The 19,664-nt window shown below is 69.9% G+C and carries 15 protein-coding genes; 10 read left to right on the plus strand and 5 right to left on the minus strand.

What is annotated here, in order from left to right:
• Positions 1–10: 10 nt before the first annotated feature.
• Together O1R50_RS12215 and gltB are read right to left on the minus strand one after the other, a co-directional pair.
• On the minus strand, positions 11–1,480 hold the full coding sequence (locus O1R50_RS12215) for a glutamate synthase subunit beta (protein ID WP_270110322.1): 1,470 nt from the start codon (positions 1,478–1,480) through the stop codon (positions 11–13).
• Positions 1,473–5,984, minus strand: coding sequence for a glutamate synthase large subunit (gene gltB, locus O1R50_RS12220; RefSeq protein ID WP_270110323.1), 4,512 nt, complete (start codon positions 5,982–5,984; stop codon positions 1,473–1,475). Before gltB ends, O1R50_RS12215 begins: the two co-directional genes overlap by 8 nt.
• Before the next feature lie 359 nt (positions 5,985–6,343).
• On the opposite strand from gltB, the gene O1R50_RS12225 reads away from it, so the two are divergent.
• The 5 genes from O1R50_RS12225 to O1R50_RS12245 all read left to right on the plus strand — a co-directional run bounded on the left by O1R50_RS12225 (position 6,344) and on the right by O1R50_RS12245 (position 11,297).
• Positions 6,344–7,354, plus strand: coding sequence for a hypothetical protein (locus tag O1R50_RS12225; protein WP_270110324.1), 1,011 nt, complete (start codon positions 6,344–6,346; stop codon positions 7,352–7,354).
• A 210-nt stretch (positions 7,355–7,564) separates the two neighbouring features.
• Positions 7,565–8,344, plus strand: a complete 780-nt coding sequence (locus tag O1R50_RS12230) for a resistance to Congo red protein (protein WP_270110325.1) — start codon at positions 7,565–7,567, stop codon at positions 8,342–8,344.
• Between the two features lie 72 nt (positions 8,345–8,416).
• On the plus strand, positions 8,417–9,364 hold the full coding sequence (gene sigJ, locus O1R50_RS12235) for an RNA polymerase sigma factor SigJ (RefSeq protein WP_270110326.1): 948 nt from the start codon (positions 8,417–8,419) through the stop codon (positions 9,362–9,364).
• A gap of 92 nt (positions 9,365–9,456) precedes the next feature.
• A complete protein-coding gene (locus tag O1R50_RS12240) occupies positions 9,457–10,650 on the plus strand; it encodes an NAD(P)/FAD-dependent oxidoreductase (RefSeq protein WP_270110327.1) in 1,194 nt (397 codons plus the stop codon).
• A 242-nt stretch (positions 10,651–10,892) separates the two neighbouring features.
• The gene (locus O1R50_RS12245; RefSeq protein ID WP_270110329.1) at positions 10,893–11,297 is read left to right on the plus strand and encodes a hypothetical protein; all 405 of its coding nucleotides are present in this window, start codon (positions 10,893–10,895) and stop codon (positions 11,295–11,297) included.
• Positions 11,298–11,454: 157 nt separating this feature from the next.
• On the opposite strand, the gene hisS is transcribed toward O1R50_RS12245, so the two are convergent.
• Together hisS and O1R50_RS12255 are read right to left on the minus strand one after the other, a co-directional pair.
• Positions 11,455–12,780: a histidine--tRNA ligase gene (hisS, locus tag O1R50_RS12250; protein ID WP_270110330.1), complete on the minus strand. Its 1,326-nt coding sequence runs from the start codon at positions 12,778–12,780 to the stop codon at positions 11,455–11,457.
• A gap of 54 nt (positions 12,781–12,834) precedes the next feature.
• Entirely contained in the window at positions 12,835–13,509 is a 675-nt protein-coding gene (locus O1R50_RS12255; protein WP_270110332.1) for an MBL fold metallo-hydrolase, read from the minus strand.
• Between the two features lie 161 nt (positions 13,510–13,670).
• Between O1R50_RS12255 and O1R50_RS12260 the strand changes: the two genes are divergently transcribed.
• The 4 genes from O1R50_RS12260 to O1R50_RS12275 all read left to right on the plus strand — a co-directional run bounded on the left by O1R50_RS12260 (position 13,671) and on the right by O1R50_RS12275 (position 17,973).
• A complete protein-coding gene (locus O1R50_RS12260) occupies positions 13,671–13,991 on the plus strand; it encodes a hypothetical protein (RefSeq protein ID WP_270110333.1) in 321 nt (106 codons plus the stop codon).
• Positions 13,992–14,025: 34 nt separating this feature from the next.
• Positions 14,026–14,949 (plus strand): peptidylprolyl isomerase, encoded by a 924-nt coding sequence (locus tag O1R50_RS12265; RefSeq protein WP_270110335.1) that lies wholly within the window; start codon positions 14,026–14,028, stop codon positions 14,947–14,949.
• 128 nt (positions 14,950–15,077) lie between these two features.
• Positions 15,078–17,426, plus strand: a complete 2,349-nt coding sequence (locus O1R50_RS12270) for a RelA/SpoT family protein (RefSeq protein WP_270110336.1) — start codon at positions 15,078–15,080, stop codon at positions 17,424–17,426.
• A 64-nt stretch (positions 17,427–17,490) separates the two neighbouring features.
• Positions 17,491–17,973 (plus strand): hypothetical protein, encoded by a 483-nt coding sequence (locus tag O1R50_RS12275; RefSeq protein WP_270110337.1) that lies wholly within the window; start codon positions 17,491–17,493, stop codon positions 17,971–17,973.
• Here the strand turns inward: O1R50_RS12275 and O1R50_RS12280 are convergent.
• Complete coding sequence (locus tag O1R50_RS12280; RefSeq protein WP_270110338.1) at positions 17,970–19,187, minus strand: FAD-dependent oxidoreductase; 1,218 nt, start codon at positions 19,185–19,187, stop codon at positions 17,970–17,972. The genes O1R50_RS12275 and O1R50_RS12280 overlap by 4 nt on opposite strands.
• Before the next feature lie 146 nt (positions 19,188–19,333).
• Between O1R50_RS12280 and O1R50_RS12285 the strand changes: the two genes are divergently transcribed.
• Complete coding sequence (locus O1R50_RS12285; RefSeq protein ID WP_270110339.1) at positions 19,334–19,531, plus strand: YtxH domain-containing protein; 198 nt, start codon at positions 19,334–19,336, stop codon at positions 19,529–19,531.
• The last annotated feature ends 133 nt before the right edge of the window (positions 19,532–19,664 follow it).

A 19,664-nucleotide genomic window follows, 5' to 3' on the forward strand; every position in this document is an offset into this window, starting at 1 on the left:
CCTATTGCACTTACGCGACGAGCGCCTGTGCGTTCGATTCGACCGGCGCCGGAAGCGCCGTCTGGCCCCCGAGGAAGCGGTGCGCCGCGGCGGCCGCGGCGCGGCCTTCGGCGATCGCCCACACGATGAGGGACGCTCCACGATGGGCGTCGCCCGCGACGAACACGCCCGGCGCGTCCGTCTGCCAGTCCTCGCCGCAGTCGATCACGTTGCGCCGCGAGCGCTCGATCCCGAACTGCCGCAGCAGCGGCTGGTCCTCGGTGCCCGCGAAGCCGATCGCCAGCAGCACGAGGTCCGCGGGAACGATCTGCTCGGTGCCCTCGACGGGGATGATGTCGCGGCGGCCCTGGGACTTGTCGACCCGGACCTCGCTGAAGCGCATCTGGCGCACGTGCCCGTGCTCGTCGCCGATGAACTCGGCGGCCGCGGACGCGTAGTTGCGCTCCCCGCCCTCCTCGTGCGCCGGGTAGTTGCGCACGATGACGGGCCAGGTCGGCCACGGGTCCTTGCCCGCGTCGCGGGCCTCCGGCGGGGTCGGGTACAGGTCGAGCTGGCGCACCGAGGCCGCGCCCTGCCGGTGGGCCACGCCCAGGCAGTCCGCGCCGGTGTCGCCGCCGCCGATGATGACGACGTGCTTGCCCTTGGCGTCGATCGGCGCGAACGGGGCCTTGCCCGCGACCACCTGGTTGGCGCCCACGAGGTGCTCCATCGCCTGGTGGATGCCCGCGAGCTCGCGGCCCGGCTGCTCCGTCTCGCGCCCTTCGAGCGCGCCCACGGCCAGGATCACCGCGTCATGGCGTTCGCGCAGGTCCTCGGCGGTGAGGTCCACCCCCACGTTCACGTTGCACGCGAACTCGACGCCCTCCGCCTCCATCTGCTCGATGCGGCGGTCGATCTGGTGCTTCTCCAGCTTGAAGTCCGGGATGCCGTAGCGCAGCAGGCCGCCGGGCGCGTCGTCGCGCTCGTAGACCGTGACCGCGTGGCCCGCGCGGGCCAGCTGCTGCGCCGCCGCCAGGCCCGCCGGGCCCGAGCCGACCACCGCGACGGACTTGCCGCTGGACAGCTCGGCCGGCTGCGGCCGGACGTTCGCGTCGTCGAACGCGCGGTCGATGATCTCGACCTCGATGTTCTTGATGGTCACCGGGTCGTCCCCGATGCCCAGCACGCACGCCGCCTCGCACGGGGCCGGGCACAGCCGCCCGGTGAACTCCGGGAAGTTGTTCGTCGCGTGCAGCTGCTCGATCGCCGCGCCCCACCGGCCCGTGCGGGCCAGGTCGTTCCACTCGGGAATCCGGTTCCCCAGCGGGCAGCCGTTGTGGCAGAACGGGATACCGCAGTCCATGCACCGCGAGGCCTGCGCCGTGACGAGGTCCTTGGAGGTGCGGGTGTAGACCTCGCGGTTGTCGAGGATGCGCACCGGCACGGGGCGCTTCTTCGGCACCGCGCGGCCGTGCTCGAGGAATCCGCTCGGATCAGGCATTGGCGGCCTCCTTCTCGGTCAGGACGAGCGTGCGGGTCGTGATCGTGTCAATGGCTTGACGGGCGAGGACGGCCTTGTACTCGCGGGGGATGACCTTCGTGAAGCCGCTCGCGGCCCGCGGCCACTCGGCCAGCAGGTCGGCCGCGACCGTGGAACCGGTGGCCCGGCCGTGGCGCAGCAGCAGCGAGTGGACGAGGTCGATGTCGGAGGCCGACAGCGGGTCCAGGTCCGCCAGCGCGGTGTTGGTGCGGGACTCGTCGAGGCGCCACACGTAGGCGACGCCACCGGACATGCCCGCGGCGAAGTTGCGGCCGGTGGGGCCGAGGACGAGGACGGTGCCGCCGGTCATGTACTCGCAGCCGTGGTCGCCCACGCCTTCGACGACGGCGACCGCGCCCGAGTTGCGGACGGCGAAGCGCTCGCCGACCTTGCCGCGGATGAAGACCTCGCCGGAGGTCGCTCCGTAGAGGAGCGTGTTGCCGGCGATGACGTTCTCTTCGGCCTTGAACGGGGCTCCGGCGTCGGGGGTGAGCACGAGGCGCCCGCCCGAGAGGCCCTTGCCGACGTAGTCGTTGGCGTCGCCGATGAGCTTGAAGCTCGCGCCACGGGTGAGGAACGCGCCGAAGGACTGCCCGGCGGTGCCGCGGAACGTGAGGTTCACGGTGTCCTCGGTGAGCCCTTCGCGGTGGGCGCGGGAGACCGCGGCCCCGAGGAGGGCGCCGACGGAGCGGTCGGTGTTGCGGATCTCGAGTTCGGCGGTGACCCGCTCGCCCTGCTCGATGGCGGGGCGGGCGAGCTCGACGATGCGGGCGCCCATGGTGTCCTCGACGCCGTGGTCTTGGACGGTGGCCTGCGTGCGCGGGCCTTCGACCGGGGCGGCGATGACGTTCGAGAGGTCCACGCGGGCGGCCTTGCGGCCGGGTCCGGAGATCTGCTTGAGGCGCTCGACCGCGCCGATCGCCTCGTCGAGGGACCGGTAGCCGAGTTCGGCGAGCAGCTCGCGGACCTCTTCGGCGATGTAGCGGAAGAAGTTCTCGACGAACTCGGGTTCGCCGGTGTAGCGCTCGCGCAGGCGCGGGTCCTGGGTGGCGACGCCGACGGGACAGGTGTCGAGGTGGCAGACGCGCATCATGACGCAGCCGGTGACGACGAGCGGGGCCGTGGCGAAGCCGAAGCCTTCGGCGCCGAGGAGGGCGGCGACGACGACGTCGCGGCCGGTCTTCATGGCGCCGTCCACCTCGAGCTTGACGCGGTCGCGAAGGCCGTTGCGGATGAGGGTCTGCTGGGCTTCGGCGAGCCCGATCTCCCACGGGGTGCCCGCGTGCTTGATCGAGTTCGACGGGGAGGCGCCGGTGCCGCCGTCGTAGCCGGAGATGAGGATCGTGTCGGCCTTGGCCTTGGAGACGCCGGCGGCGACGGTGCCGACGCCGGTCTCCGAGACGAGCTTCACGTGGACCTCGGCGTCGCCGCCTCCGGCGTGCTTGAGGTCGTGGATGAGCTGAGCGAGGTCCTCGATCGAGTAGATGTCGTGGTGCGGAGGCGGGCTGATGAGGCCGACGCCGGGCGTGGCGTTGCGGGTCTCGGCGATCCACGGGTGGACCTTGTAGCCGGGCAGCTGGCCGCCCTCGCCGGGCTTGGCGCCTTGGGCCATCTTGATCTGGATGGCGTCGGCGGTGGCGAGGTATTCGGAGGTGACGCCGAAGCGGCCGGAGGCGACCTGCTTGATGGCGCTGCGCCGCAGCGGGTCGTAGAGGCGGTCGACGTCTTCGCCGCCTTCACCGGAGTTGGAGCGGCCGCCGAGGCGGTTCATGGCGATCGCGAGGGTCTCGTGGGACTCCGCGGAGAGCGCGCCGTAGGACATCGCGCCGGTGTGGAAGCGCTTGACGATCGACTCGACGGGTTCGACCTCGTCGAGCGGCACGGCTTCGCGCGTGTCGTCGAAGCCGAGCATGCCGCGCAGCAGACCGGAGTCGGCGGCGATGGCGTTCACTTTCTCCGTGTAGCGCTTGAACACGTCGTACTGGCCCGAGCGGGTGGCGTGCTGGAGCAGGAACACCGTCTCGGGGTTGAACAGGTGCACTTCGCCTTCGCGGCGCCACTGGAAGTCGCCGCCCGGGGGCAGGGGCTCCGAGGTCTCGATCTTGCGCTCGTAGGCGGCGCGGTGGCGTTCGGCGACCTCTTTGGCGAGGGTCTGCAGGCCGATGCCGCCGATCGAGGAGTCGGTGCCGGTGAAGTACCGGTCGACGAAGTCGGCGTCGAGGCCGACGGCCTCGAAGATCTGCGCGCCGGTGTAGGAGGCGACCGTGGAGATGCCGATCTTCGACATCACCTTGAGGACGCCGGTGCACAGGCCCTTGATGTAGTTCTCGACGGCCTGGGCCGGGTCGAGGTCGATGACGCCCTCGTCGCAGAGCTCTTCGATGGAGTCGAAGGCGAGGTACGGGTTGATGGCGGCGGCGCCGTAGCCGAGGAGGACCGCGGCGTGGTGCACGGTGCGGCAGTCGCCGGTCTCGACCAGGAGCGCGACCTTGGTACGGGTCTGCTCGCGCACGAGGTGCTGGTGCACGGCGGCGGTGAGCAGGAGCGACGGGATCGGCGCGAGGTCGGCGGTGGAGTCGCGGTCGGAGAGCACGAGGATGCGCACGCCGTCCTCGATGGCCTCGGAGACGTGGCGGCAGATCTCGACCAGGCGGTCCTTGAGGCCCCTCGAGCCGTGGCGGGCCTTGTAGACGCCGGAGACGCGCACGGCTTTGAAGCCGGGCATGTCGCCGTCCTCGTCGATGTGGAGGATCTTCGCGAGCTCTTCGTCGGTGAGGATCGGGCGGGCGAGCTCGATCTGGCGACACGAGTGCGGGCCGGGTTCGAGCAGGTTGCCCTCGGGGCCGACGGTGGTGCCGAGCGCGGTGACGAGCTTCTCGCGGATGGCGTCGAGCGGCGGGTTGGTGACCTGCGCGAACAGCTGCGTGAAGTAGTCGAACAGGAGTTTGGGCCGCTTGGAGAGGCCGGCGATGGGCGTGTCGGAGCCCATGGAGACGAGCGGCTCCTCGCCCTTGGACGCCATGGGCGCCAGGATGAGTCGCAGCTCCTCGTCGGTGTAGCCGAAGGTGAACTGGCGGCGGCGCACGGACTCGGGGTCGTACGCGATGTGCTCGCGCTCGGGGAGCTCTTCGAGGCGGATGAGCCCGGCGTGGAGCCAGTCCCCGTAGGGGTGCTCCTTGGCGAGGGCGTCCTTCACCTCTTCGTCGTCGAGGATGCGGCCGGCCTCGGTGTCGACGAGGAACATGCGGCCCGGCTCGAGGCGGCCCTTCTGGGCGACCTTGGAGGGCTCGATGTCGACCACGCCGGACTCGGAGGCGAGCACGACGAGGTCGTCGGTGGTGCGCCACCAGCGGGCGGGGCGCAGGCCGTTGCGGTCGAGGACCGCGCCGATCTGGACGCCGTCGGTGAAGCAGACCGCGGCGGGGCCGTCCCAGGGCTCCATGATCGAGGCGTGGTAGCGGTAGAAGTCGCGGCGCTTGGGGTCCATGGTCGCGTTGTGCTCCCAGGCCTCCGGCATCATCATGAGCATCGCGTGGGGCAGGCTGCGCCCGCCCAGGTGCAGGAGCTCGACGACCTCGTCGAAGTTCAGGGAGTCCGATCCGCCCGGGGTGTTGATCGGGAAGAGGCGGCGCAGGCGGCCGGGCAGCGCCTCGGTGGCGAGCTCGGCCTGGCGGGCGGTCATCCAGTTGCGGTTGCCGCGGATGGTGTTGATCTCGCCGTTGTGCGCGACCATCCGGAACGGGTGGGCGAGCGGCCACGACGGGAAGGTGTTGGTCGAGAACCGCGAGTGGACGAGGGCGATGGCGCTCTTGAAGCGCGGGTCGGCCAGCTCGGGGTAGAACTGCGGCACCTGCGCGGGCGTGAGCATGCCCTTGTACACGATGGTGCGGGCCGAGAGGCCCACGATCGCGGAGCCGTCGAGGTGGCGCTCGCGCAGTTCGCGCTCGGCCTGCTTGCGCACGGCGTAGGCGAGCCGGTCGAGGTCGAGCCCGGCGGCGAGGCCGCCTTCGGCGGCGAGGAAGACCTGGGAGACGCGGGGCTTGGAGGCCAGCGCGGCGGCGCCGAGGCCGGAGGCGTCGGTGGGGACGTCGCGCCAGCCGAGGACGGTGCAGCCCTCGGCGACGGCGTACTTCTCGACGATCGCGCGGGCGCGCGCGGTCGCGTCGTCGTCTTCGGGGGTGAAGACGAGGCCGGCGGCGTAGTGCCCGGCGTCGGGCAGGCTGAATTCGACCGTGTCGCGGTAGTAGGCGTCGGGGATCTGCAGCATGATGCCCGCGCCGTCGCCCGAGTCGGGATCGGGGGCGGTGGCGCCGCGGTGCTCCATGCGCACGAGCGCGGAGAGTCCGTGCTCGATGACGCTATGGGCCGCCCTGCCTTGCATGTCCGCGACGAACGCGACACCGCAGGCGTCGTGTTCCCAAGCGGGGCGGTAAAGACCGGGCTCTGAGTTCAGGGCAGAACGCAACCGTGGCCTCCTTCGTCGTCGAGGGCTCCAGCAGCAGGTGGGGGCGCGGAGCACTACGGTGTTTCATACGGGACGACGTCGGCCCGAGAGAATGCAAAGTGTCAGACGAGTGTAATGCATCGCTCATCTGATGGACACCATCGTCCTACGATCCGAGCAGGTGGAGCGGTTTTTCTCACGTGTGCGACGGAAATCGCGCAATCGCTTCGTAATGGCCGCGTAACGCATCCGTACGGGTGGGACAGTCGGCGCGAGCCGGTGGCGGCCGGTGGTTAGAGTGAACCCATATTTCGCACGGTGCCCACCCCCCCGTGCAGGGACTCCCCCTCCACAGTACGTTCGCAAGGAGCAATGCACCAATGAGCTATCCCCCGCCCCCTGGCTACGGACAGCAGCCGCAGCAGCCGGGCTTCCCGCCGCAGCAGGGCGGGTACGCGCCCCAGCCGCCGCAGCAGCCCTACGGCCAGCCGTCCCAGCCCGGTTACGGCGCCCCGCAGCAGCCCGGCTACGGCGCCGCACCCCAGCAGCCCGGCTACCCGCCCCAGCAGCCGGGAAACCCGTACGGCCCGCCCCCCATGCCCCCGGGCGGCGGTGGCGGAGGCGGCTTCGGCAACTTCGCCAAGGAGACCGGCAAGGGCATCCTCTGGCGCGTCCTCGCCGCGGTCGCGGTCCTCCTCATCGGCGGCATCGTCGTGGTCGTGAAGATGCTCGGCGGCGACAGCGCCAGCGAGGCGCTCGACGAGCTCGACGACTCGAAGCTCAAGCCCAGCGCCGCCGAGGGCGATTGCATGATCCAGGACTGGGAGTCCAGCGACACCACGCTCGACGACCCGACCGACAGCTTGATCGTCCCCTGCGACGACCCCACGGCGTTCTGGACCATCACCGCGGTCGACGACTCGATCGACACCGAGACCGACGCCCTGGGCGACGTGGCCGACTTCACCGAGTTCACCACGATGTGCGGCGAGGAGATCCTCACCCGCACCCCCGGCCAGCTGTGGAAGGACTTCTACTACATCTACACGATGGGCGACTACTACATCGACTACGCCTTCTGCCTGGAGGCGATCGACAAGGCCGACGCCAACGGGCAGACGCCGCGCACCCCGGACGTCGGCCAGTGCTTCAACGACGCCGACGACTGGTACACCGTCGACTGCGGCGCGGCCGACGCGTACTACGAGGTCACCGACGTCCTCCTGGTCGACCCGCCCGCGGTCATGACCGAGAACGAGGTCTACAACCGCACCACCGAGTGCACCGGCGGCGACTCGTACACGTGGTTGAACCAGAAGTCCACCGACACGATCGACATCGACACCAGCGACAACCCGGTCACCGCGATCTACTGCTACACCACCCTGTAGCCGCGAGACCGACCATTGAGGGCCGTCCCCGTCCGGGGGCGGCCCTTTTTCGGTGCTGCGGCACCGATTTGTCGCACACCCGCACTGTGAACAGTGGTGATTCGAACGCTTGCGGAGACATGTGGGAGGAGGACGTCGCGCGGGAGCAATATGATGGAACCCAAGCGCATCCTTGACGCCCTCGAGCCCGGCCACGCGACGGAGAACCCCATGACCTATCCCCCGCCGAACCCCTACGACCCCAACCAGTCGCCTGGATACGGCCAGCCCTCCGCACCTCAGCACTACACGACCGACGCCGACCCGTACTCCCGCCCTGACCCGTACAGCCCCGGCGCCGGCTACCAGACCGCCCCGAGCCACCCGAGCAGCGCCCCGCCCGGGCAGCCCTACTCCCCTGGACCCGCGTACGCGCAGACCGGCGGCTACCAGCCCCCGGCCGGGCCTCCCGGCGGCGCCTTCCAGCCCGGGCAGGCCGCGCCCCCGCCGCCCCGCGGGAACTCGAACACGCCGCTCCTCATCACCCTCGTCGTCATCGCCATCGCCGTCATCGGCGGCGGGATCATGGTCGGCATCAGCATGAGCGGCGGCGACGACCCCGAACCGGAGAAGACCAGCGCCGCCGCTGAGACGACCGAGGCCGCCGAGGAGACCAGCGAGGCCGCGCCCACCGGCGAGGAGGAGACGACGGCCGAGGGCGAATCGGTCTACCGCGTTCCCGCCGAAGGCGAGTGCCTCGAGAACAACCAGGCGGGCTTCTACGTCGTCGACTGCGCCGCCGAGACCGCCTACTGGGAAGTCCTCAAGGTCGTGCAGAGCCCCGCCGACCCCGAGCCGACCGACCCGGCCCACTCGGTCGCGGCCGCCGACGCCTGCGCCGGTACCGGCAACACCAACTACTACTACACGGACACCGCGATCGCGGCCGGCCGCGACTGGGACCCCGAGATCGACTCGATCACCGCGGTCTACTGCGTGAAGGAAGTCTAGGAAGACCCGCGGAAGGCGCTGCGCCGCATTCGGACCCGACGGGCGCGCACCTCCGCGGGCTAGGATCGGGCCATGCCCGTCACCACGATCGAACTCGACCGGTTCGAGGCCTCCAGGCCCCGCCTGGAGGCCATCGCCTACCGCCTCCTCGGCTCGGCGGGCGAAGCCGAGGACGCCGTCCAGGAGGTCTTCCTGCGCTGGCAGGCGACCGACCGCGACCGCATCGAGGTGCCCGAGGCGTGGCTGACGAAGGTGCTCACCAACCTGTGCCTCAACCAGCTCACCTCCGCGCGGGCCCGACGCGAGACCTATGTGGGCGAATGGCTGCCGGAGCCGCTGTTCGCGGGCGACCCGATGCTCGGCCCGGCCGACACCGCCGAGCAGCGCGAATCCGTGTCCTTCGCGATGCTCACCCTCATGGAGCGGCTGACCCCTGCCGAGCGCGGCGTGTACGTGCTGCGCGAGGCCTTCGACTACCCGCACCGCGAGATCGCCGAGTTCCTCGACCTCACTGAGGCCTCGAGCCAGCAGATCTACCACCGCGCGAAGAAGCACCTCGCGGACGGCAAGGCCCGCAAGGAGATCGACGAGGCCGACGCCCGCCGCATCGTCGAGGAGTTCCTGGCCGCCGCCACCGGCGGCTCGGTCGCGCCGCTGGTGCAGCTGCTCACCGAGAACGCCGTCTCGATCGGCGACGGCGGCGGCAAGGTCCCGGCCCGAACCAAGCCGTTCCAAGGCGCGACCGCGGTCGCGAAGTTCCTGTGGGGCCTGTTCCGGCCCGCCCAGGCCAAGCGCGCCATCGTCGGCGGCTCGCCCGAGGTCTACGCCTGGACCGCCAATGGCGAGCCCGCGGCGGTCGCCGTCCTCGACGGCCGCGTCATCGGCGTCATGTGCCTGGAGGTCGGCGAGGACGGCATCATCGCCTTCCGCAACCAGGTCAACCCCGACAAGCTCGCACGCGCTAACGCGCAGTGGGCCGCGGTCGATCACGGCGAACCGCTCCTGGTCGCCGCCTTCTAACCCCATGTGATCCGCTTCATGGTCAAGACCTGTCAGGAATCCGAGGGCCGCCCGGTTCAAGTGGCGAACCCGAATCAGACAGGAGCAAGACCATGCAGCACCGCATCATCGTCCTCGGCGCCGGCTACACCGGTGCCAGCGCCGCCGGCCGCCTCGCGCGGAAGCTGCGCCCCGAGGACGTCAGCATCACCCTGGTCAACGCCGAGCCGGACTTCGTGGAGCGGGTCCGGATGCACCAGGTGGCCACCGGCCAAGACCTGAAGGTGCGTCCGCTCGCGGACATGCTGAAGGGCACCGGCGTCGAACTTCGGCTGGCCAAGGTGACGGCGGTGGACGCCGACCGCAAGACCGTGGCCGTCCTCGACGCGGACGGCGCCGACGAGCTCGCCTACGACACGCTCGTCTACGCCCTCGGCAGCCGCTGGAACGACATGGGCGTCCCCGGCACCGCCGAGCACGCCTACGAGATCGCGAGCCGCCCCGGCGCCCTGAAGCTCCGGGAGCGCTTGGCCCGCATGGACGCCGGGCTGCCCGTCGTGGTCGTCGGCGGCGGCCTCACCGGCGTCGAGGCGGTCACCGAGATCGCCGAGGCCCGGCCCGACCTGGACGTGTCGATCGCCGTCCGCAGCGGCTTCGGCGACTGGCTCTCGCCCAAGGGCCGCGACCACCTGCGCAAGGTCGCCGCGAAGCTCGGCATCACCGTCCACGAGCACGCGGCAGTGACGGCGGTCCGCGCCGGCGCGGTCGAGACCGAGACCGGGACCATTCCAGCGACCGTGGCCGTGTGGACCACCGGCTTCGCGGTCCACCCGATCGCCGCCGCGACCACCATGGAGGTCACCGACCGCGGCCAGATCGTCGTCGACGGCGACATGCGCTCGGTCTCGCACCCCGACGTGTACGCCGTCGGCGACGCGGGCTTCGCGATGGGCGACACCGGCAAGCCCCTGCGCATGTCGTGCGCCTCGGGCATCCCGATGGCCTGGATCGCCGCCGACGCGATCGCCGCGCGCCTCACCGGCGGCAAGCGCGGCAAGGTGCCGCTCGCGTACGCCCAGCAGTGCATCTCCCTCGGCCGCAAGGAGGGCCTGATCCAGTTCGTGACCACCGACGACCAGGCCAAGAACGCCACACTGCGCGGACGCACCGCCGCCCTCTACAAGGAGTTCATCTGCAAGGGCGCGGCCTGGGGCACCGCCCACCCCACGGTCGGCCTCCCGGTGCGCCGCAAGCACCTCGCCGCAACCGAGCCCGCCAACGGCACGGCGATCAAAGCCCTCGCATAGGGCCCAACGGCGTCACCTCCACCGCGTCAATGCGGTGGAGGTGAAGTCCATCTCTAACGAGAAGATGACAAAGGTTACGCATTTCGTCCCCGTAGGAATGATTCGTAGCCTCGATCGAGTGACCACAAATGTCCACGACACTCCATTGAAGCTCTGCAGAAGCAAGCCCGGGTTCGCTGTCGAACTCGCGGGCGAGATCCTCGGTCTTCGAGAACACGGAAACCGGCGAACGTGCCGAGCAAATGGTGCTCGGAACTCTCATCCACGAACGCGCCGATGACATCGAGCGACTGCTCACCGCCGCGTCCGCAGAGCTCGCACCGCTCTCGGACGAAAAGGCCAGACTATACCCTGAATACATGTTGGGGCAGCTCAGCGAGCACCCCCGCACGATCCTGGAGGCTCTCATGAAGCAAGAGACGTACCCGTACCAGAGCAAGTTCGTCGCCGAGCTCAAGGCCGAAGGCAGAGCTGAAGGGAAGGCGGAGGGGGTCGCTGAGACGCTCCTCAACATCATCGAGGTGCGTGCGCTCTTCATCAGCGAGAACCAGCGCCGCCGAATCGAGTCGTGCGAAGACCCGGCCCAGCTCCAAGCGTGGGTGAAGAGGGCGATCATGGCGCCGTCCGTAGCTGACATCTTCGAGTGAGGCCTTCATGCCGCACGAAAGGTACCCGTCCAAAAGCAAGCTCCTCGTCGAACGCGAAGCCCGAGGCGAAGAAATCCGTCACCGCACCGTCCGTCGCCGACATCATCGGCTGAGAACCGAAAGTCAGCGGGCGCCCTTCGGGCGCCCGCTTCTGGCGTTATTCGGCGGTGACGATGGTCGGGTGGAGGTCTTCGGCCGGGGGGTTCCAGGCGTCGATGTCGATGGTGGTCTGGTCGCCGGAGCGGATGTCCTTGATCTGGGTGCCCTCCTCGTTCGCGAAGAGCACGAACGGGATGCCGCGCTTGTCGGCGAACTTGATCTGCTTGCCGAACTTCGCGGCCGAGGGTGAGACCTGGGTCGGGATGCCGCGCTTGCGGAGTCGCTGGGCGAGGACGTTGGCAGTGGTCCGCTCGTCCTCGTTGGCGAGCGCGACGAGCACGCAGGTGGGCACTTCGCGAGTCGCGTTGAGCGCACCGGAGTTCAGCAGTGGCACGAGAATGCGAGAGACGCCGATCGAAAGGCCCACACCGGGATAGGTGTTCTTGCCGTCGGAGGCGAGCTTGTCGTAGCGCCCGCCCGAGCAGACCGAGCCGAGACTCTCGTAGCCCTCCATGACGGTCTCGTAGACCGTGCCGGTGTAGTAGTCGAGGCCGCGGGCGATCTTCATGTCCGCGACGACGAAGCCGGGGGCGACCTTCGCCGCGGCGTCCACGACGGCCGCGAGCTCGGTCAGGCCCTCTTCCAGCAGCGGGTTCGTGACGCCGAGCGCGTGGACCTCGTCCACGAACGACGTGTCGGCGGCGGTGATCGCGGCGAGCTTGAGGCAGGCTTCGGCCTGCTCCACGGTCGCGTCGACCTCTTCGACCAGGAGTTTCGTCACCGCGTCAGGGCCGATCTTGTCGAGCTTGTCGATGATCCGCAGCGCCTCGTCGGTGTCGCGGATGCCGAGGCCCTGGTAGAAGCCCTGGGAGAGCTTGCGGTTGTTGACGTGCATGGTCATCTTCGGCAGCGGCAGGTCCTTCAGCGCGTCGGCGATGACCAGCGCGACCTCGACCTCGTAGTGGGCCGGGAGCTCCCCGAGGTCCACGATGTCGATGTCGGCCTGCATGAACTCGCGGTAGCGGCCCTCCTGCGGGCGCTCGCCGCGCCAGCACGGCTGGATCTGGTACCGGCGGAACGGGAAGTTGAGCTTCCCGGCGTTCTCGAGCACATAGCGCGCGAAGGGCACCGTGAGGTCGAAGTGGAGGCCCAGCCCCGAGTCGCTGCCCTCGACGTCGGCCTGGAGGCGGCGCAGCACGTAGACCTCTTTGGAGGTCTCGCCCTTGCGCAGCAGCTGGTCCATCGGCTCGACGGCGCGGGTCTGCAGGTTCGCGAAGCCGTGGAGTTCGAAGGCGCGGCGGAGATGGTCGACGACCTGCTGCTCGACGATCCGCTGCCGGGGCAGCAGTTCGGGGAACCCCGAGAGCGGCTGGGGTCGTGACATGGCGGTATCTCCTAGCGTTGTTCGATGAAAGGCGTGCTGCGCGGCGGGGCGCGGCTAATGGGCGCGCTGCGCCGCGCGCTTGAGGTACGGGTTGCGGGCGCGTTCGGCCGCGATGGTGGTGCCGGGGCCGTGCCCGGGGAGGACGATCGTCGCGTCGTCGAGCGGGAGGACCTTGTCGCGCAAGGTGTCCTGCATGGCCGCGTCGCTGCCGCCGGGCAGGTCGGTGCGGCCGATCGCGCCGCGGAAGAGGACGTCGCCGGTGAGCGTGTACAGGCCGTCGTCGTCGGCGGTGTGGAACATGGCCGAGCCGGCGGTGTGGCCGGGCGCGTGGTCGACGGTGAAGCGCATCCCGGCCAGGTCGAGGGTCCCGCCGTCGGCGAGCGCATGCACATCGTCGGGTTCGGTCCATTCGAGGCCGGTGCCCACGAGGGACATCATGTTGGCGCTGAAGCCCCGGGCGGGGTCTTCGAGGAGGTGCCGGTCATCGGTGTGGATGTACGCGGGGATGTCGCTCGCGCCGCACACCGGGGTCACGGAGAAGATGTGGTCGAGGTGGCCGTGGGTGAGGACCACGGCGACGGGCTTGAGGCCCTTGTCGGCCAGGAGGTCCTCCAGGCGGGGCGCGATGCCGATGCCGGGGTCGACGACCACGCACTCGGAGCCGGGACCTGCCGACAGCACATAGCAGTTCGTGCCGAACGCATCCGCCACCAGCGTCTCGATGAGCAACCGCTCCCCCTCCCTTCGCCGGGTCAGGATACACCGGGCATCCTGCGGTGACGCGTCTGACTTGTCCCGGCTAAACTGCGGAACTCGTAACCCCTGAAACGGGCGATGTCGCACTTACGGTTCGCTGGCATCGCCGAGACCGGTCATACGTAGGAGGCCAGGTGCCCGCCAAGTCCAAGCACATGGAGCAGCGCAAGCAGCGCATCGCGACCGCGAAGAAGAACGCGCGCCTCGCGGGCAAGCTGCGCCGCCGCCGGCAGCTTCAGGCGCTGGGCGGACTCCTCGCGATCGCCGCGGTGCTGACCCTCGCCTACCTGTGGCAGTCGGGGTTCTTCGAGGACGAGGCGCCCCCCGCCGAGGAGACCCCCACCTCCGAGGTCACCGAGACCGCCCCCGTCGACCCGAGTGCCACGGTCGACCCCACCGCCAGCACGGAGCCCTCCGAAGCCCCTTCCGAGTCCCCCTCCGAAACGACCGAGTAAGTACCCTCTGAACGCGCGACGAAGGAGATCGACGGTGGCGTCGAAACAAGCCCAGCGCCAGGCCGCCCGGCAGCAGCTGCAGGAGCGGATGGCCGCCAAGGCCCAGCAGGAGCAGCACAAGCGCAAGAACGGCTGGATCATCGGCGCCGTCGGCGGTGCCGTCGTTCTGGTGGCCGCCGCGATCGTCATCAGCGTGAACGTCTCGAAGTCCGGCGGTGACGACGCCGGAGCGCTCGACGCCGACCTCGCCGCGCTCGTCGAGGACGCCAAGGCCGCCTCGACCCGCTGCGACGGCATCGAGCCGAGCGGCGAGGGCGCTTTGGGCACCGCCACCGAGGGCGTCACGGACGGCCAGCCCGCCCAGGACGTCTACCTCGAATGCGTCCAGATGAGCACGCCCGACGCCTCCGCCACCGAGGACTGCATGTACACCTCGGCCGACGGCACCTCCCCGACCCCGGCGGCCACCGAGCCCGCCGCGGGCACGCAGGAGATGACGATCGTGACCAACCTGGGCACGATCACCGCGGACATCGACACCGCGGGCGCCCCGTGCACCGCCGGCTCCTTCACGCACCTCGCGCAGGAGGGCTACTTCGACGCCCAGCAGTGCCACCGCCTGGTCATCGAGGGCATCTGGGTCCTCCAGTGCGGCGACCCCGACGCGCGCGCCGCGATCGAGGCCGGCACCCCCGAGATGGCGGGTGCGGGCTCTCCGGGCTACTCGTACGGCGAGGAGAACCTGCCGGTCGAGGCCGCGGGCAACTACCCGGCCGGGACCATCGCGATGGCGAACGCCGGTCCGGGCACCACGGGCAGCCAGTTCTTCATCGTGTACAAGGACACCCAGCTCCCGGCCGATTACACGATCCTGGGCCAGGTGACCGCCGGACTCGACATCGTCGAGCAGGTCGCCGCGGCCGGGGCGATGCAGGTGGCCCCCGCGGGCGGCATGTAGCACGCCGGACCGTCACGTCTCCGGGCATCGGTGGCCGATCACACCGCCCCGCGCGGTTAGGATGGGTGCTGAGGCTTTGTTGAACATTTGTGAAGCTGCCCAGCCGTGCTGACACCGAGGAGGCGTGCGTGGTGACCGAGCGAGCCGCGTCCGGCAAGTCGCCTGACGCCGCGCCGACCTCGGGCGGACCCATCGGGCCCCCGACCGGCCGGCGGATGCGGGCGCGCCTGGCGCGCTTCAATGCGCCCTGGCAGTCCTCGCAGCTCCCCGAGGTCCTCGAGCCGCTGGTGGCCGCCCACCGGGCCGCGCACCCGCGCGCCGACGTGCGGCTGCTCCAGCAGGCGTACACGCGGGCGGAGGAGCTGCACAACGGGCAGTTCCGCAAGTCCGGCGACCCGTACATCACGCACCCGCTCGCGGTCGCCTCGATCCTGGCCGAGCTGGGCATGGACACGAACACGCTCGTGGCCGCGCTCCTGCACGACACGGTCGAGGACACCGACTACCGGCTCGAGGAGCTCTCCGAGGAGTTCGGCGGCGAGGTCGCCCTGCTCGTCGACGGCGTCACCAAGCTCGACAAGGTGAAGCTCGGCGACGCCGCGAAGGCCGAGACGATCCGCAAGATGGTCGTGGCGATGGCCAAGGACCCGCGGGTGCTCGTCATCAAGCTCGCCGACCGCCTCCACAACATGCGGACCCTGACGTTCCTGCCGCCCGAGAAGCAGGAGCAGAAGGCCCGCGAGACCCTCGAGATCCTCGCCCCGCTCGCCCACCGCCTGGGCATGAACACCATCAAGTGGGAGCTGGAGGACCTCTCCTTCGCGACGCTGTACAAGAAGCGGTACTCGGAGATCGCGCGCCTGGTCTCGGAGCACTCCCCGCAGCGGGAGATGCTGCTGCAGCAGGTCATCACCCAGGTCAAGGACCACCTGAAGAACTCGCGCATCAAGGCCGAGGTCTCGGGTCGGCCGAAGCACCTGTACTCGATCTACCAGAAGATGATCGTGCGCGGGCGCGACTTCAACGACATCTACGACCTGGTGGGCCTGCGCATCCATGTCGAGACCGAACGGGACTGCTACGCGGCCCTCGGTGTGATCCACGCGAACTGGCAGCCGGTGCCGGGGCGCTTCAAGGACTACATCGCGATGCCGAAGTTCAACATGTACCAGTCGCTGCACACCACGGTGATCGGTCCGAACGGCAAGCCGGTCGAGATCCAGATCCGCACGTGGGCGATGCACCGCACCGCCGAGTACGGCATCGCCGCGCACTGGAAGTACAAGGAGACCAAGAACTCCACTGTGGCCGGTCCCCCGGCGCACATCGACGACATGGCGTGGCTGCGCCAGCTGCTCGACTGGCAGCGCGAGGCCGCCGACCCGTCGGAGTTCCTCGACGCGCTCCGGTTCGACCTGGCCTCCTCCGAGGCCTACGTGTTCACGCCGAAGGGCGACGTGGTCGCCCTCCCTGCGGGCTCGACCCCCGTGGACTTCGCCTACGCCGTGCACACCGAGGTCGGCAACCGCTGCATCGGCGCGCAGGTCAACGGCAAGATCGTGCCGCTGGAGTCGACGCTGTCGAACGGCGACGTGGTCGAGGTCTTCACCTCGAACTCCCAGGACGCCTCCCCGAGCGAGGACTGGCTGGGCTTCGTCAAGAGCCCGCGCGCCCGCACCAAGATCAAGCAGCACTTCAAGCGCGAGCGCCGCGAAGAGGCCATCGAGGTCGGCAAGGACGAGCTCACGAGGGCCATGCGCAAGCGGCGGCTCCCGCTGCAGCGCATGCTCACCCACGACAACCTGACGTCCCTCGCGAAGGACCTCAACCTCAAGGACGTCGAGGCGCTGTACGCGGCCCTGGGCGAGCACCACGTCTCCCCCACGCAGGTCGTGCAGCGGCTCCTGGACGTCCAGGGCGGGGCCGAGGGCGCCGCCGAGGACATGGCCGAGGCCACCGCGCCCACGCAGCCGGCCCGGATCGTGCCCGAGGCGCACGGCGACATCCACGCCGCCGTCACCGTGGCGGGCATGGAGGAGGGCGAGATGCCGGTGCGCCTCGCCCACTGCTGCAACCCGATCCCGGGCGACGCGATCATCGGCTTCGCCACGCGCTACCACGTGATCTCGGTGCACCGCAGGGACTGCGAGAACGCCGAGGAGCGCATCGAGCTCCAGCCCGACCGGGTGCTCGAGGTGCACTGGTCCCATGAGGACGACCAGGCGACGTTCGTCGCCACAGTGCAGGTCGAGGCCCTCGACCGGCACCGGCTGCTCGCCGACGTCACGCAGGTCCTCTCGGGCGAGCGGGTCTCGATCCTCTCGGCCACCGTGACCACGACCCGCGACCGGGTCGCCTTGTCCCGCTTCACGTTCGAGATGGCCAACCCGGAGCACCTCGACCACATCATCAAGGTGATCCGCAAGGTCGACGGCGTGTACGACGCGTACCGCCTCACCGGCGCCGAACGCTCCTAGCGGGCGTTCGCCGGCCGCGGGTAGGTTTGGACGAGCACTTACCCGCCCAACGGAAAGCGTTGACATGACGGAGCTCTCCGCCTTCACCGGTGACGACCTCGACCTGATCCTCGACACCCCCGGCGTGGTCATGAAGGGCGCGATCGTCGCCGACGGCCAGAAGAACGCGCTCGTGTTCCTCAAGGAGGTGACCGCCGGAGCCAAGGAGTTCCGGGCCGCCCAGCGGCACGAGAACGCCTTCGTGAAGGCCGTCGCCACCCGCCTGCGCGAACGCGGCACCGACGCCGCCGAGGACGACCGCGAACTGCCCTTCGACGACACGGCGATGGCCCACGCGCTCAAGCAGGCCGAAGCCGCCACGGCCTTCCTGCGGGAACGCGCCGACGCCGCCGACGCCGACGCGTACGCCGCCTGGATCCTCCGGATCGCCACCGTGATCGCCGAATCCGTCAAGACCAGAGAAGGCGGCTTCTTCAGCAAGAAGGTCGCGATCTCCGACGGAGAGCGGGTCTTCCTCGAACTCCTGGAGCAGGCGGTCGGACGCTAGACCCGGCTGGCCGCGGGCTCGTCCCAGTCGATCGTGTGGGCGTACTGCCAGGACATTTTCTCAGGGGTCGTGAAGCGCTCCATGAAGAACGGCATGAGCGCGTCCCTGAAGCGGGCGGCGATGGGGCCTGCGGCCTTTGACTGGTTGGTGCGCGCCGCGACGGCGATGATGCGCTCGACGCGGTCGCGGCGGGCCTGCTCGTAGGCTTTGAACGCCTGCGGCACGGGGAGATCGCGCAGGCATCGGGCGAGTTCGACCGCCGATTCGGCCGCGAGGCTCGCGCCCTGGCCCGAGGAGGGCGAGGTGGCGTGCGCGGCGTCGCCGATGAGGGCGATGCGGCCTTTTGACCAGACGGGCACGTGCGGCAGGTCCTCGAGCGGCGACGGCGGGATGAACGACTCGGGCGTCACGTGGTCGAGGATGCGGAGCGCCGCGCTCTCGTCGTTCGCGAACAGCTTGCGCATCAACGCGATCCACTGCTCGTACGTGGTGGCCCGCATCTGCTCGCGGGTGAAGCGCTTGAACGGGAGGTTCGCGAACCAGCCGGTGCGCCGGCCGTCCGAGACGTGTCCGAAGAAGGCTTCGCGGCCGAAGACCATGTGGAAGACCCCGCCGGTGTCGCCGACCCCGAGCGCGTCGTCGCTGAAGCCGCCGAGGCCGACGAGGCCCGTGTAGCGCGGATTCGGCGCGGCCGGGTCGATGAGGCCTCGCACGGTGGAGCGGATGCCGTCGCAGCCGATCAGCAGGTCCGCCTCGTGGGTGGTGTGGTCGTCGAACTGGGCGATGACACTGTGTCCGGTGTCGACGGCGTCCACGAAGCGCTTGCCGTACACGATCGGGATCCCGGCCGCCGCCGCGTGCTCCTGGAGCAGCTCGGCCAGGCGGCCGCGCGGGAGGGTCATGTTCACCGGCAGTTCGGTCGCCGACTCGACGGTGCCGAGGACCTTTCCGGAACCGGAGTGGATCATCATCCGGGGGGTCGCGATGCCCGCCCCGGCCGGGACCTGGTCCGCGCCGACCACCCGCAGCGCGTTCAGGCCGTTGGAGGCGAGCGTCAGCGGCCCGCCCCTGGAGCCGGTGCCGGGCCGGTAGGCCTCGAAGACATGGGCCTGGATACCGGCCTTCTGAAGGGCCAGGGCGGCCACGGGGCCCGCCACGCCGCCGCCGATGACGATCGCGGTGCGGGCCCGCTCGTTGGATCGCAAGTCGTTCATGGCGCGACCGTACGGCGCAACCGGCCCTTCGCGCGTCATCCTCCGGTAGCGTTCGGGATTCGACCGGGGATGTACGGGGAAACCGGCCCCGAGCCGGTACGGCCGCTCATATAGTGAAGCCGACTCACGCAGGGAGGGGTTTCATCGTGGGCATGCAGGACAGGTTCAACAACGCCAAGAACAAGATGTCTGACAACGCGGACGGCGTCAAGGACAAGGCGGAGGAACTGTACAACAAGGCCAAAGAGTCGCCGGTAGGCGATAAGATGGACGAATACGCCGACAAGGCGAAGGAGATGGCACAAGACGCCATCGGCAGGATGAAGGGCGACAAGCGCGCCTAGCAGTACGGCGGCCTCGCGCCGCAGGTTCACGAGGAGCCACCAGCGCGAAGCGGGGGGGGGGGCCCCCCCGCCCCCCCCCCCCCCGGGGGGGGGGGGGGGGGCGGGCGCCGGGGGGGGGGCGGGGGGGCGGGGG

This window comes from Glycomyces luteolus (assembly GCF_027622875.1).
Taxonomy (GTDB): domain Bacteria; phylum Actinomycetota; class Actinomycetes; order Mycobacteriales; family Micromonosporaceae; genus Glycomyces; species Glycomyces luteolus.